Genomic DNA, 14,843 nt, shown 5'->3' on the forward strand with positions numbered 1-14,843 from the left:
TGCCCCGCACCTGTTTCGGCACATTGCCGCACAGCGCGGACCCAAACCTGTCGAGGGAAACAGACTGGTCCGCAAAGGCGGGACGGATAGCCGATCAGCGGAAGCGGATTACCGAAAGCACCCCGGCGACCACGCAATACACCGCGAACGGCAGCAAGGTCCGAGTCCGGAAATACTTTTCGAGAAACCGCACCGCGAGGGCCGACGACGCACCCGACACGAGCGCACCCACCAGAACCGGCCCCCGGACGGCGACGATCTCGGGTCCGGTCAGCTCCGGCAGTTCGAGCAGGCCCGCACCGAGGATCGCCGGCGTCGCCAGCAGGAACGCGAACTTGGCGGCATGCTCGCGTTCGAGGCCGCGCCACAGCCCGCCGACCATGGTCAGACCGGCGCGGCTGAATCCGGTCAGCAGCGCACCGGTCTGGGTGAGGCCGATGACGACGGCGTCCCGAGCCCCGAGCGCCGCCAGGGGCCGGTCCCGCTGGCGGGGCAGGGCGGCGGCGTGCGTCTGCCGCCGGGCGAACCGGCGCCCGTACTCGGCCAGCGTCGGTTCGTTGCGGCGGCGCAGTCCTTCGCCCACGACGAGCACGACACCGTTGAGCGTCAGGAAGATTCCGGCGTAGACGGGCGCGCCGAACAGCACGTGCAGCGAATGGTCCAGAAGCGTGCCGAGCACCGCGACGGGGACGGTGGCGATCACGATCAGCCAGGCGAGCCGCTGCGGCACCGTCTCCACGCGTCCGGTCCGCAGGGTCGCCACGAACCCGGAAACCATGGCGAGCCAGTCGCGCCAGTAGTAGCACAGCAGCGCCAGCGCCGTCGCCACGTGCAGCACCACGACGAACGCCAGATACGCTGCGCCCCCACAGGTCTCGCAGTGCTCGGTCAACGCCTTCCAGTCACCGCCTAGCCAATCGGCGATCAGCACGGAATGCCCGAGACTGGAGATCGGGAAGAGTTCGGTGACCCCCTGCACAGCACCGATGACCGCCGCTTCGAAATAGGTGAGCACCGGTGGGAGTCTCGCACAGGCGGAAACGGAATTGCCGGGCGGCTCAGACCAGATAGATGACGAGCACGGCCGCGAACAGGACGGCGAGCCAAGCGTCGGTGGCCCGCTTCAGCCACGGCGGCGCGGCACGCACCTCCATGAAGTACCGAACGATCAAGCGCGACTTGACCACCGCGAGCGCGAGGACCACCACCGTGATCGGCACGCTGCCCACCGCCGCGCCGGACGTGTGACCGGGCGCCAGCCACCACGCGCCGATGGTGACCAGCACCAGCACGATCCACACGGCCGTGATCGCCCGTGCGGCACTGGGTGTTTCCGAGCTGACGGCCATGCTTACCTCATCACGTAGAGCAGGGCGAAGATGACGACCCACAGCAGATCGACCATATGCCAATAGACCGCGCCCGATTCGACCATCGACACCCGGCGCCGGGCGGGATTGCGGAGTTCGCGGACGACGACGCCGAGCACGATCAACCCGATCGCGACGTGCAGCAGATGCACCCCGGTGAGCACGTAGTAGAACGAGTAGAACAGCTCGGAATTGGTTCTGCCGGCGGCTATCTCGTGCGCCCACTCGTAGGCCTTGAGCAGCATGAACAGCACGCCACAGCCGCCGCCCGCCCAGACCAGCCGGATCGCCTGCTCGTGCCGCCCGGCGCGCGCCGCCAGGACGCTGCGCGCGACGAACCACGAACTCGTCAGCAGCACCACCGTATTCACCGCACCGATGTCGAGGTCGAGGTGCTGCTGCGCCGCGAGGAACTCGTTCGGCGTCATGGTCCGGTAGATCATGAAGATGACGAAGTAGCCACCGAAGATGATCATGTCGCCGAGCACCATCACCCACATGTGACCGTCGCCCGGCAGATGACCTCGCGCGGGCGCGTCGCGCGGCGGCGCGGGTAGCGAATCCGATTGCGTCATGGCACTCCTCCGGCCGGTTCAGTCGAGAGCGGGCGCGTCGGCGGGTTCGCGTTCCGTCGCCTGCTTCAGCAGCACGATCAGCGCGCCCAGCCACACGCTGAACACCACGACCGCCAGCCAGAAGGCGATGGAACCGTTCCACGCGAACGGCCCCGCGTCGAACAGGAACATCTGCGTCGCGATCACCTCGGTGACGATCTGCCAGATACTCACGTAGGCAAACCATTTCGGGAAGATCTCGTGTTTGTCGTAGAGGATGGCGACGGCCAGCACGAGGTAGGCGGTGGAGAAGCAGCCCAATGAGCCGTTGTAGGACAGCATCCCGAGGTCGTAGAGCAGGCCGACGATTTCCGGATCGCGGCCGGTGCGGAAGGTGGCGGTGAGGAAGCAGGTGGCGACGAGCAGGAACCCCGGCAGCGCACCGACCGCCATGCCGCCGAGGTAGCCGTAAGCGAACACCGACCCGACGGACATCCGTTTCATGTGGTAGCCGACGAGTCCGTTGGTCACCGCCGCGCCGCCGAGCAGGATCAGCAGCAGCCCGAACCCGATCTGAATGGTGAGGCTGTGCGAGGTGAGGAAATCGACCTTCTGCGCCGTGGTCACATCGGGCCGCGGCGGGGGCGTCACCCGGGCCAGCAGGCAGATGATCACGCCGAAGACCGCGTAGAAGCCGGGGAAGATCCAGTAGATCAACCGGACGTCGGACTTGCCCCTCATCCGGCCACGCCCTCATCGACGACCTGGCGACGCAGCACCCGGCGCAGCACGAAGAACATGACGACCAGGAAGAGCGCGAACGCGCCGTTACGCAGCCAGAACGACAGCACACCGTCCCACGCCAGCGGCCCCGTCCGGAACACCGCCGCGCCGGCGGCCGGAATCATCGCCGCCCCCGTCGCCAGCGCATAGTGCCCCACCCAGCGCGGGAACACCGGTTCGGGTCCATCGTCGAAGTAGACCGCGACCGCGAGCAGCAGGAATTGGCTGACCACCATGCCGACCGGCGCGATGAACACGATCCACGCCAGATCGTTGAGCAGCAGCACCAATTCGGGATCACGGCTCGGGCGGAATGCTGCCACGAGGAAGAAAATGTTGGACAACGCGAAGATGGTGGCGCCGCTGATGGTCGCCGTGAGGTAGCAGTAGGCGAAGACGTGGCTCTGCGACCGCATCCGCTTCATCTGGACCACGATCACCGCGAAGAACGGGACGATCATGACCCCGCAGAGGTTGAAGGTGACCATGCTGAACCGGATCCACGCGGTGTTGTCCCGATAGAACGCCGCCACCTCCGTGGCCGACATCTCGGGCGACATCGGCGGGCGGAAGCCGGGAAAGGCGACGAACGCCAGCAGCAGCACGACGGCCGCCACCGGGGCCGTCCAGAGACTCACCCACTGCGCCTTGATATTTCCGGCCTTCGGCAGGTCCTGAGCCTGTTCGAGGATCTGCACCTGATTCCTCCAACCTGACCGTAGTCAGCTGTCCATCCGGCGGCACCACAGCTGCGCGAGGCCACATCGGATTCTAATCCCGCTGACTGCAACGGGATCCGTCACAGAGACGGTAGCCCGCGACACCACCGAAGGGAAGAGTTTTCTGATTTCAGTCAGTTCTGGCTGTCGTAGAATGCCGATGGACCCGAAACGAAGGAGAGCGGACCACAGGTGCTGAAGGACAAGCCGCCCGCGCGCGGCACGAAGGGCCGCCAGACGCGCGAGCGACTACTGGGCGCGGCACTGGCCGAGTTCAAGCGCGACGGCATGGCGGGCGCCGATATCGCCGCGATCGTCTCGGCGGCCGGAGTCGCGCATGCGACCTTCTTCTTCCACTTCCCCACCAAGGAGCACGTCCTGTTCGAGCTGGAGAAGCGCGAAGAGGACCGCATCGCCGCCGATCTCGCGCAGTGCTTCGCCGAACCGCACGACGTGCGGACCACACTCACCGCGACGCTGCGCTCACTCCAGGACCTCGAAACCCGCCTGGGCCACCGGTTGTTCAAAGACTTTCTGGGGCTGCACTTCTCCTCGACCCGGCCGCCGTCTGAGGAGGTGCTGCTGCACCCGGTGATCGTCACGGTGGTGGACGAACTGCGAAATGCCCAGGGACGCGGGGAGATTCCCGCGGGAGTCGATGTCTTCCACAAGGGCGTGTCGTTCCTGGCGGGCCTCTACGCCCTGCTCATCATGCTGCCCCAGGCGGAGGAGGTCCGGACCCCGTTCCTCGCGGAGTATCTGTCCACCTACCTGCTCGGCCTGCGCGTGGAGTGCGATACGGGATAGCGTTACCATCGCCGAGAACGCGATTACCGGGCGAGAGCCCCACGAACGGAGGCGACCGTGGTTCGGGACGTGCTGGTGGTCATCGGTACCGGCGGGATGGGTCGCGCGATCGCCCGGCGCCAGGGCAGCGGCAAGCAGGTACTGGTCGCGGATTACGACGAAGCCGCACTGCGGGCGGTGGCCGAGGCCATGACGGCGGATGGGTACATCGTCACCGCAGCGCACGCGGATGTCTCGGCCCGGGAGTCGGTCGCGGCATTGGCCGAGACAGCCGATTCGCTGGGACCGGTCAGGCAGGTGGTGCACACGGCCGGGCTCTCGCCCGCGCAGGCGACCATAGCGGCGATCCTGCAGGTCGACCTCCTCGGAGTCGGCTTGGTACTGGAGGAGTTCGGCCGCATCGTCGCACCCGGCGGCGCGGGCGTGGTCATCGCGAGCATGGCCGGACACCTGAGCCCGCTGCCCGCCGATCAGGACGCGGCGCTGGCGACGACGCCCACGGACGAATTGACGAAGCTGTCGTTCCTGGCTCCCGAGGTGCTGACCGAGCCGGGACGCGCCTACGCAATCGCCAAGCGCGCCAATCTCTTTCAGGTCCGCGCCGCGAGCGGGCCGTGGGGTGAGCGGGGGGCGCGGATCAACTCGGTCAGTCCGGGAGTGATCTCGACCGCGATGGGCCGCCAGGAACTCTCCTCGGCGCCCGGCGATCGGATGCGTGCCATGATCGCGGCGTCGGGGACCAAGCGACCCGGCACCCCCGACGACATCGCCGCCGCGGTCGGTTTCCTGCTGAGCCCGGACGCGTCGTTCGTGACGGGTACCGATCTGCTGGTGGACGGCGGTGTGGTGGCGGCCCGGAACGGGTGAGCTACGAGGTCCGGCGGGGCTGAAGCCTGTTGGAGAATATTGTTATCAAATTTGAATATCTGACATTCAAATCCGGATCTCTGCCACTCCCTGCGTGATAACGTCATTACCGCTCGTTGACGTACCGAACGGAGGGGTCATGGCTGCTGAGCTGGATACCGGAGGCGCCGTGGCCGACCCACGCCCGCACCGGGTGGTGCAATGGACGACAGGTAATGTCGGCAAGAGTTCGGTTCGGGCGATCGCGGCCCATCCCGGCCTCGAACTCATCGGCTGTTACGCCTGGTCCCCGGACAAGTCCGGCCGCGACGTCGGCGAGCTGTGCGGTATCGCGCCGCTGGGCGTCGAGGCCACCAACGATATCGACGCGCTGCTGGCCCTGAAGCCGGATTGCGTTGTGTACAACCCGATGTGGATCGATGTGGACGAACTGGTCCGCATCCTCTCCGCCGGAATCGATGTCGTGGCCACGGCCTCCTTCATCACCGGCCACAACCAGGGCGAAGGCCGCGAGCGGATCGCGGAGGCCTGTCGGCGCGGCGGGTCGACCATGTTCGGTTCGGGTATCAGTCCGGGCTATATCAACCTGATGGCGATCCTCTCGGCCGGGATCTGCGATCGGGTCGACAAGGTCACCGTGTTCGAGGCCGCCGACACCACCTTCTACGACTCCCCCGCGACGGAGCGGCCGGTCGGCTTCGGTCGCCCGATCGATGATCCGGATCTCCCGGCGATGACTACCCAGGGCACGGGCGTCTTCGGCGAGGCCGTGCGCCTGATCGCCGACGCGCTCGGCGTGGAACTCGACGAAGTGCGCTGCGATGCCGAATATGCCCGCACCACAGCCGATCTCGACCTCGGCTCGTGGACCATCGGGGTCGGTTGCGTCGCGGGAGTGCACGCCTCATGGAAGGGTTTAGTTGGCGGGCGGACCGTGGTCGAGATCGATATCCGCTGGCGCAAAGGGCAGACCCTGGACCCCGATTGGAAGATCGATCAGGACGGCTGGGTCCTCCAGGTCGACGGCCGGCCGACGGTGAAGAACGTCATCAGCTTCCTGCCGCCGCCGGACTTCCAGGCCGAGACCATCGCCGACTTCATGACCCTCGGCCACATCATGACGGCCATGCCGGTGATCAACGCCGTTCCCGCCGTGGTCGCCGCGCCGCCCGGCATTCTGACCTACAACGACCTCCCGCTGATCCTGCCCCGCGGCCTGGTGCCGCAGGCCACCGACGGAGCATCATGACCACCGCCCCGACCCCCGACGCGCTCGCCCGACGCCCACACCCGGCGTCGGCCGAACCGCCGATCCACACCACCGTCCGCGATGCCCTCAACTACTTCGGTACCTGCGCACGCTGCGGCTACCCTGCCCAGGCCTCGGAAATCGTCCGCACGTTCGTGGGCGGCCGGGTCGAGGTCACGATCCAGCCGACCTGCGGACTGCCCTGTGGGTGGCATGGGGATCCGCGGGTCGTCAGGGGCTGAGCGCGACCGGCCTGAGTGGACGCAATTCGGGTTGTCGTGGCTGTTTTTCGCCGTGTCGAGGCGTTTTGTGTCCGCTCAGGCCGGTTGCGGAGCGAGGCGGGAGGCGTGGGCACTGCGCGCGAACAGTGCCCACAGCGCCAGGCCGAGAATAGTTGCGGCGGAGCCTAGTTCGCAGACCAGCGACCATCCACCGGCCTGGTAGGCCGACCCTGCCGTGACCGAACCCGCCACGCCGCCAAGGAAATAGGTCACCATGTAGGCGGTGGTCAGGCGACTGCGGGCGGCAGGGTCGAGGGCGTAGACGGCGCTCTGGTTGGACAGCTGGATGCCCTGAATGCCGAAGTCGAACACCAGGAGCGCGGCCACCAGGGCGAACAGATTGTGGCCTCCCCAGGCCAGCAACGCCCAGCTGACCAGCACGACGATCCACACCAGGGTCGTCACCGCGCGCAACCGCCCACGGTCCGCCAGCCGTCCCACCACGGGCGCGCCCAATGCGCCCGCCACACCGGCGAACCCGAACAGCCCGATCGCGAACTCGGAGAACTCGTACGGAGCCCCGTGCGCTCCGGAGAGCAGGAAGGCGATCGCCGTCCACACGCCCGAAAAGCACGCCATCGCAAGGAATCCCAGCACCATGCGATGACGGAGCACCGGGTGGACGCGGATGAGCGTCACGATCGAGGCGAGCACCTCGAGGTAACGCTCGCCGGACGCGCCCGGCACCCGCGCGGCCCGCCCGGTGGCCGGAGCCAGCAGATACACGCTCACCGACATCACCAGCTGGATCCCGGCCGCGACCACCAGCACCGCACGCCACCCGCCGAGCTGCGCGACCGCACCGGCGAGCACCCGCGACAGCAGAATGCCCAGCAGCAGCCCGCTCATCACCGTCCCGACGATCTCGCCGCGCCGGTCGGGATGGGCCAGCGCCGACGCCCACGGCACCACGACCTGCGCCGCCGAGGCCGTGACGCCGGTGGCGAACACGCTGAGCAGCAGCACGGGAAGGTTCGGCGCTGCCGCGGAAAAGATCAGGGCGGCAACGGAAGCCGCCAAGAGCGCGGGGACCATGCGGCGGCGTTCGAGGAAATCGCCGAGCGGCACCAGCAGCGCCAGCCCGGCAAGGTAGCCGACCTGTGCCGCGCTCACCACCAGGGCCGCGGTCGCCGTCGAGATCGACAGCTCACCCGCGACCTCGTGCAGCAGCGGCTGCAGGTAGTAGAGACAACCGGCGGACGAACCCGCGGTGATCGCGAAGACCAGGACGACCACGCGCGTCAGCTTGGCGGCCGGAGGGGCAGTCGAAATACTCACGAGAACCATCGTCCGATGCGGACGCAATCAATGGAAGCGATGAATTTCGATATGGCTATCTACAAAATAGATAGGCTTGCCGGGTGGAGATTCGGCAGATCGAATGTTTTCTCGCCTGCTACGAGCGGCGGTCCTTCACCGCGGCGGCGCGGTCGATGAATCTGGTGCAGTCCGCGGTGTCGACGAGCGTGGCGAAGCTCGAACACGAACTCGACGCGCGGTTGTTCGATCGGATGCCGCGAGCGCTCGAGCCGACCGAGGCCGGGCAGGCCATGGTCGGCCCGGCCCGCGCGATGCTGCGGGCGCGGCGGGAGGTGGTGGACGCGATCGACAGCACCCGGGGCCAGGTTCGCGGTGAGGTCGTGATCGGCAATCTGATGAATATCCGCGCGCTCGACCTGGCGGCGGTCATCGCCGAGATGCACCGCCGCCATCCCGCGGTGACGCTGCAGATGCGGCAGAGCACCTCGGGCGTCGCCGGGAATATCGCGGGGCTGCGCGACGGCAGTCTGGATATCGCGCTGCTGGCCGGGATGAGCGACGAAATCCCCGGCATCACAACACATTCCGTCAGCACCGAGACCTTGGTGCTGTGCACCGCACCCGGCCATCCGCTCGCGGGCCGCCGATACCGTGCCGATGATCTCGACGGCATTCGCTTCATCGACTTCCCGCCGGGCTGGGGTATCCGGACGATCGCGGACGAGCTGTACCCGAACCGCCGGCCGGTGATCGAGGTGGCGGACCAGATCTTCGCACTCGAGTTGGCCGCCAAGGATTTCGGCGTCGTCCTGGTCCCACATTCGGTAGCGCTGCGCTTCACCGGGGTCGGATACAGCGAGCAGGCGGGCACGCCCGTCCCGTGGAAACTCAGCATCGCCCACGACGCCCAGCGCACTCCGTCCAACGCCGCCCAAACCGTCATCGATGCGCTACGCGACCTCGGTCGCCGGTAAGGGGTGGCCGACGTGCGGCAATGGGACTGTTCTCCCGCCCGACCGCGCACGCCGGTCGCCTGCCGCACCGCGATGCGGGTCAGATCCCGTACCGGCGGACCGGCCTCACTTCAGGTGCCTGGCGAACAACCGGCCCGCTTCCGCACCGGCGAACTCCGGGACGCCGGTGTGCCCACCCATGTTGGCGTACAACGACTTCTCCTTGGAGCCGAAGGCGTCGAAGAGGTCCAGGGCGTGTTGCCGGTCGTTTCCTTCGTCGTCCCACTGCAGCAGGACCAGCAGCGGGATGGCGACCTGGCGGGCCTCCTCGATGATCGCGCGGGGCACGAAACTCCCGGCGAACAGAACGGCGGCCGAGATGCGCGGCTCGACCACCGCCAGCCGGGTTCCGATGGAGATCACCCCTCCCGAATAGCCGACCGGGCCACCGATCTCGGGCAGCGCGAGAAGGGCGTCCAGGGTGGCCTGCCATTCCGGGACGGACTGGTCGACCAGCGGGAGAATGAGCCGGTCGACGAGTTCGTCATCGACCGGGTCGCCGGCCTCGAGCGTCCGGCGCAGGTCGGCGCGGGCCTGTTAGGCTGTGGCCGAACGGGGGCGGTCGCCACTCCACGGGTGTTCGATGGTGGCCGCGACGAAGCCGTCCGCCACGATGTGCCGGGCGCGGGCCAGCAGGCGCGGGTACATCCTTCGCAGTCCGAGTCCGGCCGGGTGGCCGAGCAGAATCAGCGGGGCCGGTGCGTTGGCGGACGGGGCGGTCCACAGCATGCCGGGGACCTCGCCGAGAGTGAATTCGCGCTCGAGAACGCCGTCGTCGAGGCGCTGTTCAGAAGTGAAATGCATGGTCGTGCCTTTCGGGAGTGCACTTGAACGGCGCTCCCGGACGACCTATCGCCCGACCGTGACCCCGGAGGGGAGCACCCATGTCGATACTGCGTTCACGGGTACCACCTCCTCGTTCTCTGTGCCGGCCTCCGGAAGGCTATCAGTGGTCCACGCACCCCCGCCAACGCTTTTTGCACACCGACACCCACGGCTCTCGGTAACGCAGTGGCTACCTATGTGCGATGTGTCGAGCATCACCCATTCAGGAGGCTCTGATGTTTTCAGCGAAACGAATTGCTGTCGGCGCTGCCGTAGCCGCCGCCGCTGCGGCCACCACACTCGTCGGTGGTGGCGTGGCACAGGCTGACGTGCCGGTATGGCAGGCCAACTGTCACGTTTACAGCATCTTCAATACCGGCGGAATGTCCACTTGTGAGCTGCCGACCTGGCATCAGGTGAAACTCACGTGCGTTGCCTGGCCCGTCCCGTTCGTCTACTGGAAATACGGGCCGGCACAGTATGGGCAAAACCAGTCGTGGGCCGGCTGCGACTCACTGAACGCGCTGGTGGGAATCGAGGTTATCCAGGCGTAAGTCGTGCAGAGATCCGACAGCTAACTGCGCGATGAGTGGAGTTCTGCCAGTAGTTCGCGTTTGCGGTGGGGGGTCAGGCTGTGGCGGTTGTGGCCGCGGAGGGCGGCGTCGAGTGCCCACAGCATTCGGATAGTGAGGCCCTTGATTTCGGCCGCTTTCAGGCGGCGGTAGGTCTCGATCGCGCCGATGCGCTCGAGGTCGGCGAGTGAGTGGACATCGGCGGCGGCGAGCCAGCGGGCGGCGTAGTAGCCGAGGTGCCATTCGCCGTCGCGCCACACGCGTATGTGCAGGTGGGCGGTGTAGTTGAGGACATCGGCCCTGTCCCACACGGCTATTCGCAGGGCGTCCGGGTTCGCCGGTGGGGTGGGGCGGTGCAGGACTTGGTGGCGGGCGCGGCGGGCCGTGCCGATCATGCGGTGGAAATTGCGGAAGATCTGGATTTCGCCGTCGTGGCCGTGGTCCCAGGGGCCGAGGTAGGTGTGGTCGCTGGGGTATCGGGTGGTGTCCAGTGCGAGGGCGCTCGCCGCCCAGTGGCGGCACTCCGCCGGAGTGGACGGTGCGACCACGATCGCGCCGGACAAGCGCTGGGTGTGTCCGCGTTCACGCTGCCAATATGGCAGATACGCGTCGTCGCCCGCTGCGGTCAAGCCGTGGGTGTGCCACCTGATGGTGCCCTCTGGGGCTGAGCGTAAGGGCAAGCGCCGCACCAGTTCTCGCGCCGCGCGCGGGCCGAGACGAGTGCACCAGCCGGGAACCAGCACGATCGGGTCGGCCGGGTCGGCGTCGAACGGGGTCGGGGACAGGAACGGGTGGTCGATGACGAGCAGCGTGCCCGGCCGGGACTGAAAGGACATGCCCCACAGGAGATGTGCCAGTAGGTGTGCGCCGCGCTCGTCGGAGAGCAGATGCAAGGTGTCGTGAAAACGGTTGGTGCTGAACCGGACCGACGTACCCGGGCGCAGCGAGATGACGGTGTGGACGTGACCGTCCAACCGTATCGACCGGCGGTGCAGCTTCATCCCGTCGCCGACCGTGCGGGCGACTCCGGGACGCTGCGTCTTGACTCTGCTCATCGTGCTTCCATGAGGCCAGAGTTCCGTGTGCGGCACAACCGATTTCTTCGCACCCGCTCAACTGTCGAGCCAGCGTTCGACGGCATCGAGGGTGGCTGTCACGAAGATCGGTTCGCCGTCCGACGCGTCCAGCAGCTTCCAGTTGTACGGCGGCGTGGACTGCCGGACGAGGTGGTATCCCGCACTGTCGGCACGTGCCGACAGTCTCCGCACCCGCGCCGCGGCCGGGTCCCGCGGAACCGGGCAGAGCCGGTGGCCGTTCATCGCCCGCTCCCCCAGAAGCTGTGCTGCCGAGCCGAATCCGGGACGATGTGGCCGTGGGCGACCAGCATGGCGAAGGCGGCGCGCTTGCGTGCGCAACCGTGTTCGCGATGGAGTTGCATCGCCCGGTGGGCGTCCCGCAGCGAGAGCGGGCGGTTCGGAAGGTCGCAGGTCCAGTCCATCGGCCACTCCATCGGGCGCATCGGACGGTGTGCCCGCGCGGGCCGATGCCGCGCCGGAGCCTCGTGGCGAGGCCTGATGACCGGCCACACACACCCGACGGCGACCACCGCGAACAACCCCGCCCCGACCACCGCGAGGACGCTGTGCACCGACTCCCACGGGCTCATCGCCGCTCCCCCTCACGCTCGTCGGGGGCGTAGAAGTTCGGCATCGCCAACCGAGTCAGGCCATCCAGAACCTGTTGCAACGTAGGCCGATCCGTCGCGAACACCGGACCGCCCAACGGTGGTGCGGCATCGTGCTCGGGCAGCGGGTTGCCCGACCCTCCCGGAAACGGGATGCCGCGCAGGTGAGCGCGTTCGCGCGGACTCAATTCCTGCGGCGCCAGCCGGCCGTGCAGCACCAGCGTGAGGTAGGCGACCCGCTTCCAGTCGCAGTGTTCCACGCGGCAGCCGCGATGCCGCTGCATCAGCCGATGCGCCGACTCCACCTCCGCCAGCCCGCAGATACCCGGTGGATCGACGCGCACGCCGCCACGGTCGTCTCTTGTCATGGTTGTTCCCCGAAACCTGATGAGTGTGTTGGATTTTGGGCGCGGGGTGCGTCGTGCACGCTAAGGTTGCTGCTACGTCTTCTCTTCGGAGCCGTTCCGGGACTCCGCGCTGCACGATCTCCCCAACACCGTGGCTAAGCAGATCATCGAAAGTTCGCAGGTTCCAGCGATCTCGGGTATCCGGTCGAATGTCGCCGGAAGTACCATGAGCACACCCGAAAGTGCCGTCGATCTCACCCGATTTCGCGAACGAGCCGAACCGATTCCGCGCTGAAGGGGAAGACATGGACAGCTCGATCGAAGACTTGGACAGCAACCCGAGTTCGACGCTGCCGCGACGGCAACTCGGCCGATTTCTGCGCGAATGGCGCGAAGCGAACGGTTTCACCATCGCCGCTGCCGCCGCGCTGGTAGACCTGTCCGCCTCCGCGCTCCAGCGCATCGAGGCTGGGCAGACTCAGAAGGTTCGTCAGCAGGACGTCCGCGCATTGTGCGAGCTGTATGGCGTGGGAGCCGAGGACACCCGAGCCGCCATCGGCTTGGCAGCCATGGCGCGCACGCAGAGCTGGTATCACGCCTACGGCGGGCTGTACTCGGAGGCGTACAACATGTACGTCGGACTCGAAGCAGCGGCGCGGCGACAGGTCACCTATCACGAACACGTTCCAGGACTGCTGCAAACACCGGAGTACGCCAGTGCCGTGATCAGCGCGTACCCCGACTTCGACAGTGGTGATGTCGGTCGTCGAGTAGAGCACCGGCTGAAACGGCAGGTAATCATCACCCGGAAAACGGATCCGGTGGCTCTGGAAGTTCTTCTCCACCAGTCCGCGCTGCGGCGGGTGATAGGCGGGAGCAAAGTGATGGCTGCTCAGCTCCGCTACCTGGCCGAGGTGTCCAAACTGCCCAACGTCACGCTGCGCATACATCCCTACACCGCCGGTCTGGTCTGGGGGATGCCATACGGGTTGTTCACAATTCTGGAGTTCGGCACCAAACCTGGTGGCGAGCCGATCGAGCCTCCGATCGTCTATTTGGAGGGAGGGCCGACGCAAGACGTTTATCTGGAGAAGCCCGACGAGGTACAGCTCTACAGCAACCTTGCTGCGGCTATCCGGAGCACCTGCTTGGACGAAAGAAAGACCCGCGAGCTTATTCGCCGGGCAACGAAGGAGTTTGATCGTGACCAACGCTGACCTATCCCACGCACAGTGGTTCAAGAGCAGCTTCAGCGGCAGTGGATCTCAATGCGTCGAGATTGCTTGGCTGCCTAATGGCGGTGTAGGCGTTCGAGATTCGAAGAACCCCACAGGCCCCGCGTTGACCTTCACACCGAGTGAATGGGACGCATTCGCCCAGGGCATGCACGACGGACGGTTCGAGCAGACCGCCTGAGCCGCAAGACTTGACAGCAACGGCTCCATCGACAGCATCGTCGATGGAGCCTTTGCAGTAGTTAGTCCACAACGATCCAACCAGGAACCGGGATATCGATATACTCTCGCCCCGGCACTTTAGTGCTGAGCATGCCCCCATCGTAATTGAGCGTATACCTCAACATCGGCGCACCGGAAGCATTGTGCGACACACTGACGACGAGTCCATTTTCGATCAGCGCTCGAACAGGACCGACTATGTCACTGAATTCGAATGGATCATCAATCGGAATCGTCAACATAAGGCCGAGCCCGAGCCGCACAAGAATACCGTCAGCGTCCCTCGTCAATGACAGCAACGGTGCAGCGGGATGCTCGGGAAGTCCCACGATCGCAGCGGAACCTTCATCGAAGAGAAACCGCCCACGCGCCGAAAACTCATCCCGAAGCCACCGGTACAGACGATCCAAAACCTCATCATGCTCTTGCACGAGTCGATTCACGACCTCTCTATCTTTCAGCACGTAACGGAAGATCGGGGTCCGTAACCATTCTGATAATTCTTCCAGGTTCGATCTCCTACAGTAACGGACCCCTCGGCTATGCCGATATAGTCACCGGGTACACACGGGGTGCCCTGGGCTGACATGACAGTATATTTCTTCCCCGACACAGGACTCTGCACGCTACGTTGCGCAATGCTGGCATCGACCTGAGTCACCTTGCTTCCATCCACTTTTGCGAAGTAGATTATGGCGTCAGCCCGGTCAACCGTGCCCTCGCAGATCATTGTTCCCTTGACGTCCATCAGTGCGGGTGAACCTTTTGACTGGTGCACATTGTGCACTTTTACATCGCACGACCCTTCGGGGCCTCAGGCGAGCATCAGAGGTTATTGATCTTCCCATTAACACCGGCGAAATGGGACTTCACCGCCGCTATTCCTCCCGTTCGGCGGGGCCGCATACACACAGCAGCGGGGGGGGGGGGGCGGGGGGGGGGGGGGGGGGGGGGGGGGGGGGTGGGGGGGGGGGGGCGCGCCGGGGCGGGGGGGGGGGGGGGGGGGGGGGGGGGGTGGGGGGGGTGGAGGTTAGGTTGTAGGAGGAGGCGGTGGG

The 14,843-nt window shown here is 66.3% G+C and carries 19 protein-coding genes and 1 pseudogene; 8 read left to right on the plus strand and 12 right to left on the minus strand.

Annotation, left to right across the window (positions count from 1 at the left end; translation table 11 throughout):
- Positions 1-94: 94 nt before the first annotated feature.
- From QH470_RS04780 to QH470_RS04800, 5 genes are read right to left on the minus strand one after another with little or no spacing between them, the layout of a single operon-like run.
- Positions 95-1,015, minus strand: a complete 921-nt coding sequence (locus tag QH470_RS04780) for an undecaprenyl-diphosphate phosphatase (protein WP_280271032.1) — start codon at positions 1,013-1,015, stop codon at positions 95-97.
- A 43-nt stretch (positions 1,016-1,058) separates the two neighbouring features.
- The gene (locus tag QH470_RS04785) at positions 1,059-1,349 is read right to left on the minus strand and encodes a cytochrome C oxidase subunit IV family protein (RefSeq protein ID WP_280271033.1); all 291 of its coding nucleotides are present in this window, start codon (positions 1,347-1,349) and stop codon (positions 1,059-1,061) included.
- A gap of 2 nt (positions 1,350-1,351) precedes the next feature.
- Positions 1,352-1,945, minus strand: coding sequence for a cytochrome c oxidase subunit 3 family protein (locus QH470_RS04790; protein ID WP_280271034.1), 594 nt, complete (start codon positions 1,943-1,945; stop codon positions 1,352-1,354).
- Positions 1,946-1,963: 18 nt separating this feature from the next.
- Positions 1,964-2,665, minus strand: coding sequence for a hypothetical protein (locus tag QH470_RS04795; protein WP_280271035.1), 702 nt, complete (start codon positions 2,663-2,665; stop codon positions 1,964-1,966).
- Positions 2,662-3,405, minus strand: coding sequence for a hypothetical protein (locus QH470_RS04800; RefSeq protein ID WP_280271036.1), 744 nt, complete (start codon positions 3,403-3,405; stop codon positions 2,662-2,664). Before QH470_RS04800 ends, QH470_RS04795 begins: the two co-directional genes overlap by 4 nt.
- A 213-nt stretch (positions 3,406-3,618) precedes the next feature.
- Here QH470_RS04800 and QH470_RS04805 point away from each other — a divergent pair, with 213 nt between their 5' ends.
- The 4 genes from QH470_RS04805 to QH470_RS04820 all read left to right on the plus strand — a co-directional run bounded on the left by QH470_RS04805 (position 3,619) and on the right by QH470_RS04820 (position 6,591).
- Positions 3,619-4,233 carry a TetR/AcrR family transcriptional regulator gene (locus QH470_RS04805; protein ID WP_280271037.1) on the plus strand — a complete coding sequence of 205 codons (615 nt, stop codon included), beginning with the start codon at positions 3,619-3,621 and terminating at the stop codon, positions 4,231-4,233.
- A gap of 57 nt (positions 4,234-4,290) precedes the next feature.
- On the plus strand, positions 4,291-5,100 hold the full coding sequence (locus tag QH470_RS04810; RefSeq protein WP_280271038.1) for an SDR family oxidoreductase: 810 nt from the start codon (positions 4,291-4,293) through the stop codon (positions 5,098-5,100).
- 139 nt (positions 5,101-5,239) lie between these two features.
- The gene (locus tag QH470_RS04815; protein ID WP_280271039.1) at positions 5,240-6,349 is read left to right on the plus strand and encodes an NAD(P)H-dependent amine dehydrogenase family protein; all 1,110 of its coding nucleotides are present in this window, start codon (positions 5,240-5,242) and stop codon (positions 6,347-6,349) included.
- Positions 6,346-6,591: a hypothetical protein gene (locus QH470_RS04820; protein ID WP_280271040.1), complete on the plus strand. Its 246-nt coding sequence runs from the start codon at positions 6,346-6,348 to the stop codon at positions 6,589-6,591. Before QH470_RS04815 ends, QH470_RS04820 begins: the two co-directional genes overlap by 4 nt.
- A 75-nt stretch (positions 6,592-6,666) precedes the next feature.
- On the opposite strand, the gene QH470_RS04825 is transcribed toward QH470_RS04820, so the two are convergent.
- Positions 6,667-7,917, minus strand: coding sequence for an MFS transporter (locus QH470_RS04825; protein ID WP_425302604.1), 1,251 nt, complete (start codon positions 7,915-7,917; stop codon positions 6,667-6,669).
- Between the two features lie 74 nt (positions 7,918-7,991).
- Between QH470_RS04825 and QH470_RS04830 the strand changes: the two genes are divergently transcribed.
- A complete protein-coding gene (locus QH470_RS04830) occupies positions 7,992-8,864 on the plus strand; it encodes a LysR family transcriptional regulator (RefSeq protein ID WP_280271042.1) in 873 nt (290 codons plus the stop codon).
- A 105-nt stretch (positions 8,865-8,969) separates the two neighbouring features.
- Here the strand turns inward: QH470_RS04830 and QH470_RS04835 are convergent.
- Positions 8,970-9,707, minus strand: a pseudogene (locus tag QH470_RS04835) (dienelactone hydrolase family protein).
- A gap of 257 nt (positions 9,708-9,964) precedes the next feature.
- Between QH470_RS04835 and QH470_RS04840 the strand changes: the two are divergent.
- Positions 9,965-10,282 carry a hypothetical protein gene (locus QH470_RS04840; protein ID WP_280271043.1) on the plus strand — a complete coding sequence of 106 codons (318 nt, stop codon included), beginning with the start codon at positions 9,965-9,967 and terminating at the stop codon, positions 10,280-10,282.
- 20 nt (positions 10,283-10,302) lie between these two features.
- Here QH470_RS04840 and QH470_RS04845 read toward each other — a convergent pair whose 3' ends face one another.
- Genes QH470_RS04845 through QH470_RS04860 form a run of 4 tightly spaced genes read right to left on the minus strand, consistent with a single transcriptional unit; the run spans position 10,303 to position 12,352 of the window.
- Positions 10,303-11,355 carry a TfoX/Sxy family DNA transformation protein gene (locus tag QH470_RS04845; RefSeq protein ID WP_280271044.1) on the minus strand — a complete coding sequence of 351 codons (1,053 nt, stop codon included), beginning with the start codon at positions 11,353-11,355 and terminating at the stop codon, positions 10,303-10,305.
- A gap of 57 nt (positions 11,356-11,412) precedes the next feature.
- Positions 11,413-11,619, minus strand: coding sequence for a hypothetical protein (locus QH470_RS04850; protein ID WP_280271045.1), 207 nt, complete (start codon positions 11,617-11,619; stop codon positions 11,413-11,415).
- The gene (locus tag QH470_RS04855) at positions 11,616-11,966 is read right to left on the minus strand and encodes a hypothetical protein (protein ID WP_280271046.1); all 351 of its coding nucleotides are present in this window, start codon (positions 11,964-11,966) and stop codon (positions 11,616-11,618) included. The genes QH470_RS04850 and QH470_RS04855 overlap by 4 nt, the downstream gene beginning before the upstream one ends.
- On the minus strand, positions 11,963-12,352 hold the full coding sequence (locus tag QH470_RS04860; protein ID WP_280271047.1) for a hypothetical protein: 390 nt from the start codon (positions 12,350-12,352) through the stop codon (positions 11,963-11,965). Before QH470_RS04860 ends, QH470_RS04855 begins: the two co-directional genes overlap by 4 nt.
- Positions 12,353-12,636: 284 nt before the next feature.
- On the opposite strand from QH470_RS04860, the gene QH470_RS04865 reads away from it, so the two are divergent.
- On the plus strand, positions 12,637-13,548 hold the full coding sequence (locus tag QH470_RS04865; RefSeq protein ID WP_280271048.1) for a helix-turn-helix domain-containing protein: 912 nt from the start codon (positions 12,637-12,639) through the stop codon (positions 13,546-13,548).
- Positions 13,535-13,747 carry a DUF397 domain-containing protein gene (locus QH470_RS04870; protein WP_280271049.1) on the plus strand — a complete coding sequence of 71 codons (213 nt, stop codon included), beginning with the start codon at positions 13,535-13,537 and terminating at the stop codon, positions 13,745-13,747. Before QH470_RS04865 ends, QH470_RS04870 begins: the two co-directional genes overlap by 14 nt.
- 61 nt (positions 13,748-13,808) lie before the next feature.
- Here the strand turns inward: QH470_RS04870 and QH470_RS04875 are convergent, their stop codons facing one another.
- Positions 13,809-14,252, minus strand: a complete 444-nt coding sequence (locus QH470_RS04875; RefSeq protein ID WP_280271050.1) for a hypothetical protein — start codon at positions 14,250-14,252, stop codon at positions 13,809-13,811.
- Positions 14,253-14,843: the final 591 nt, after the last annotated feature.

It is taken from the genome of Nocardia wallacei (assembly GCF_029868745.1).
Classification (GTDB): domain Bacteria; phylum Actinomycetota; class Actinomycetes; order Mycobacteriales; family Mycobacteriaceae; genus Nocardia; species Nocardia wallacei_B.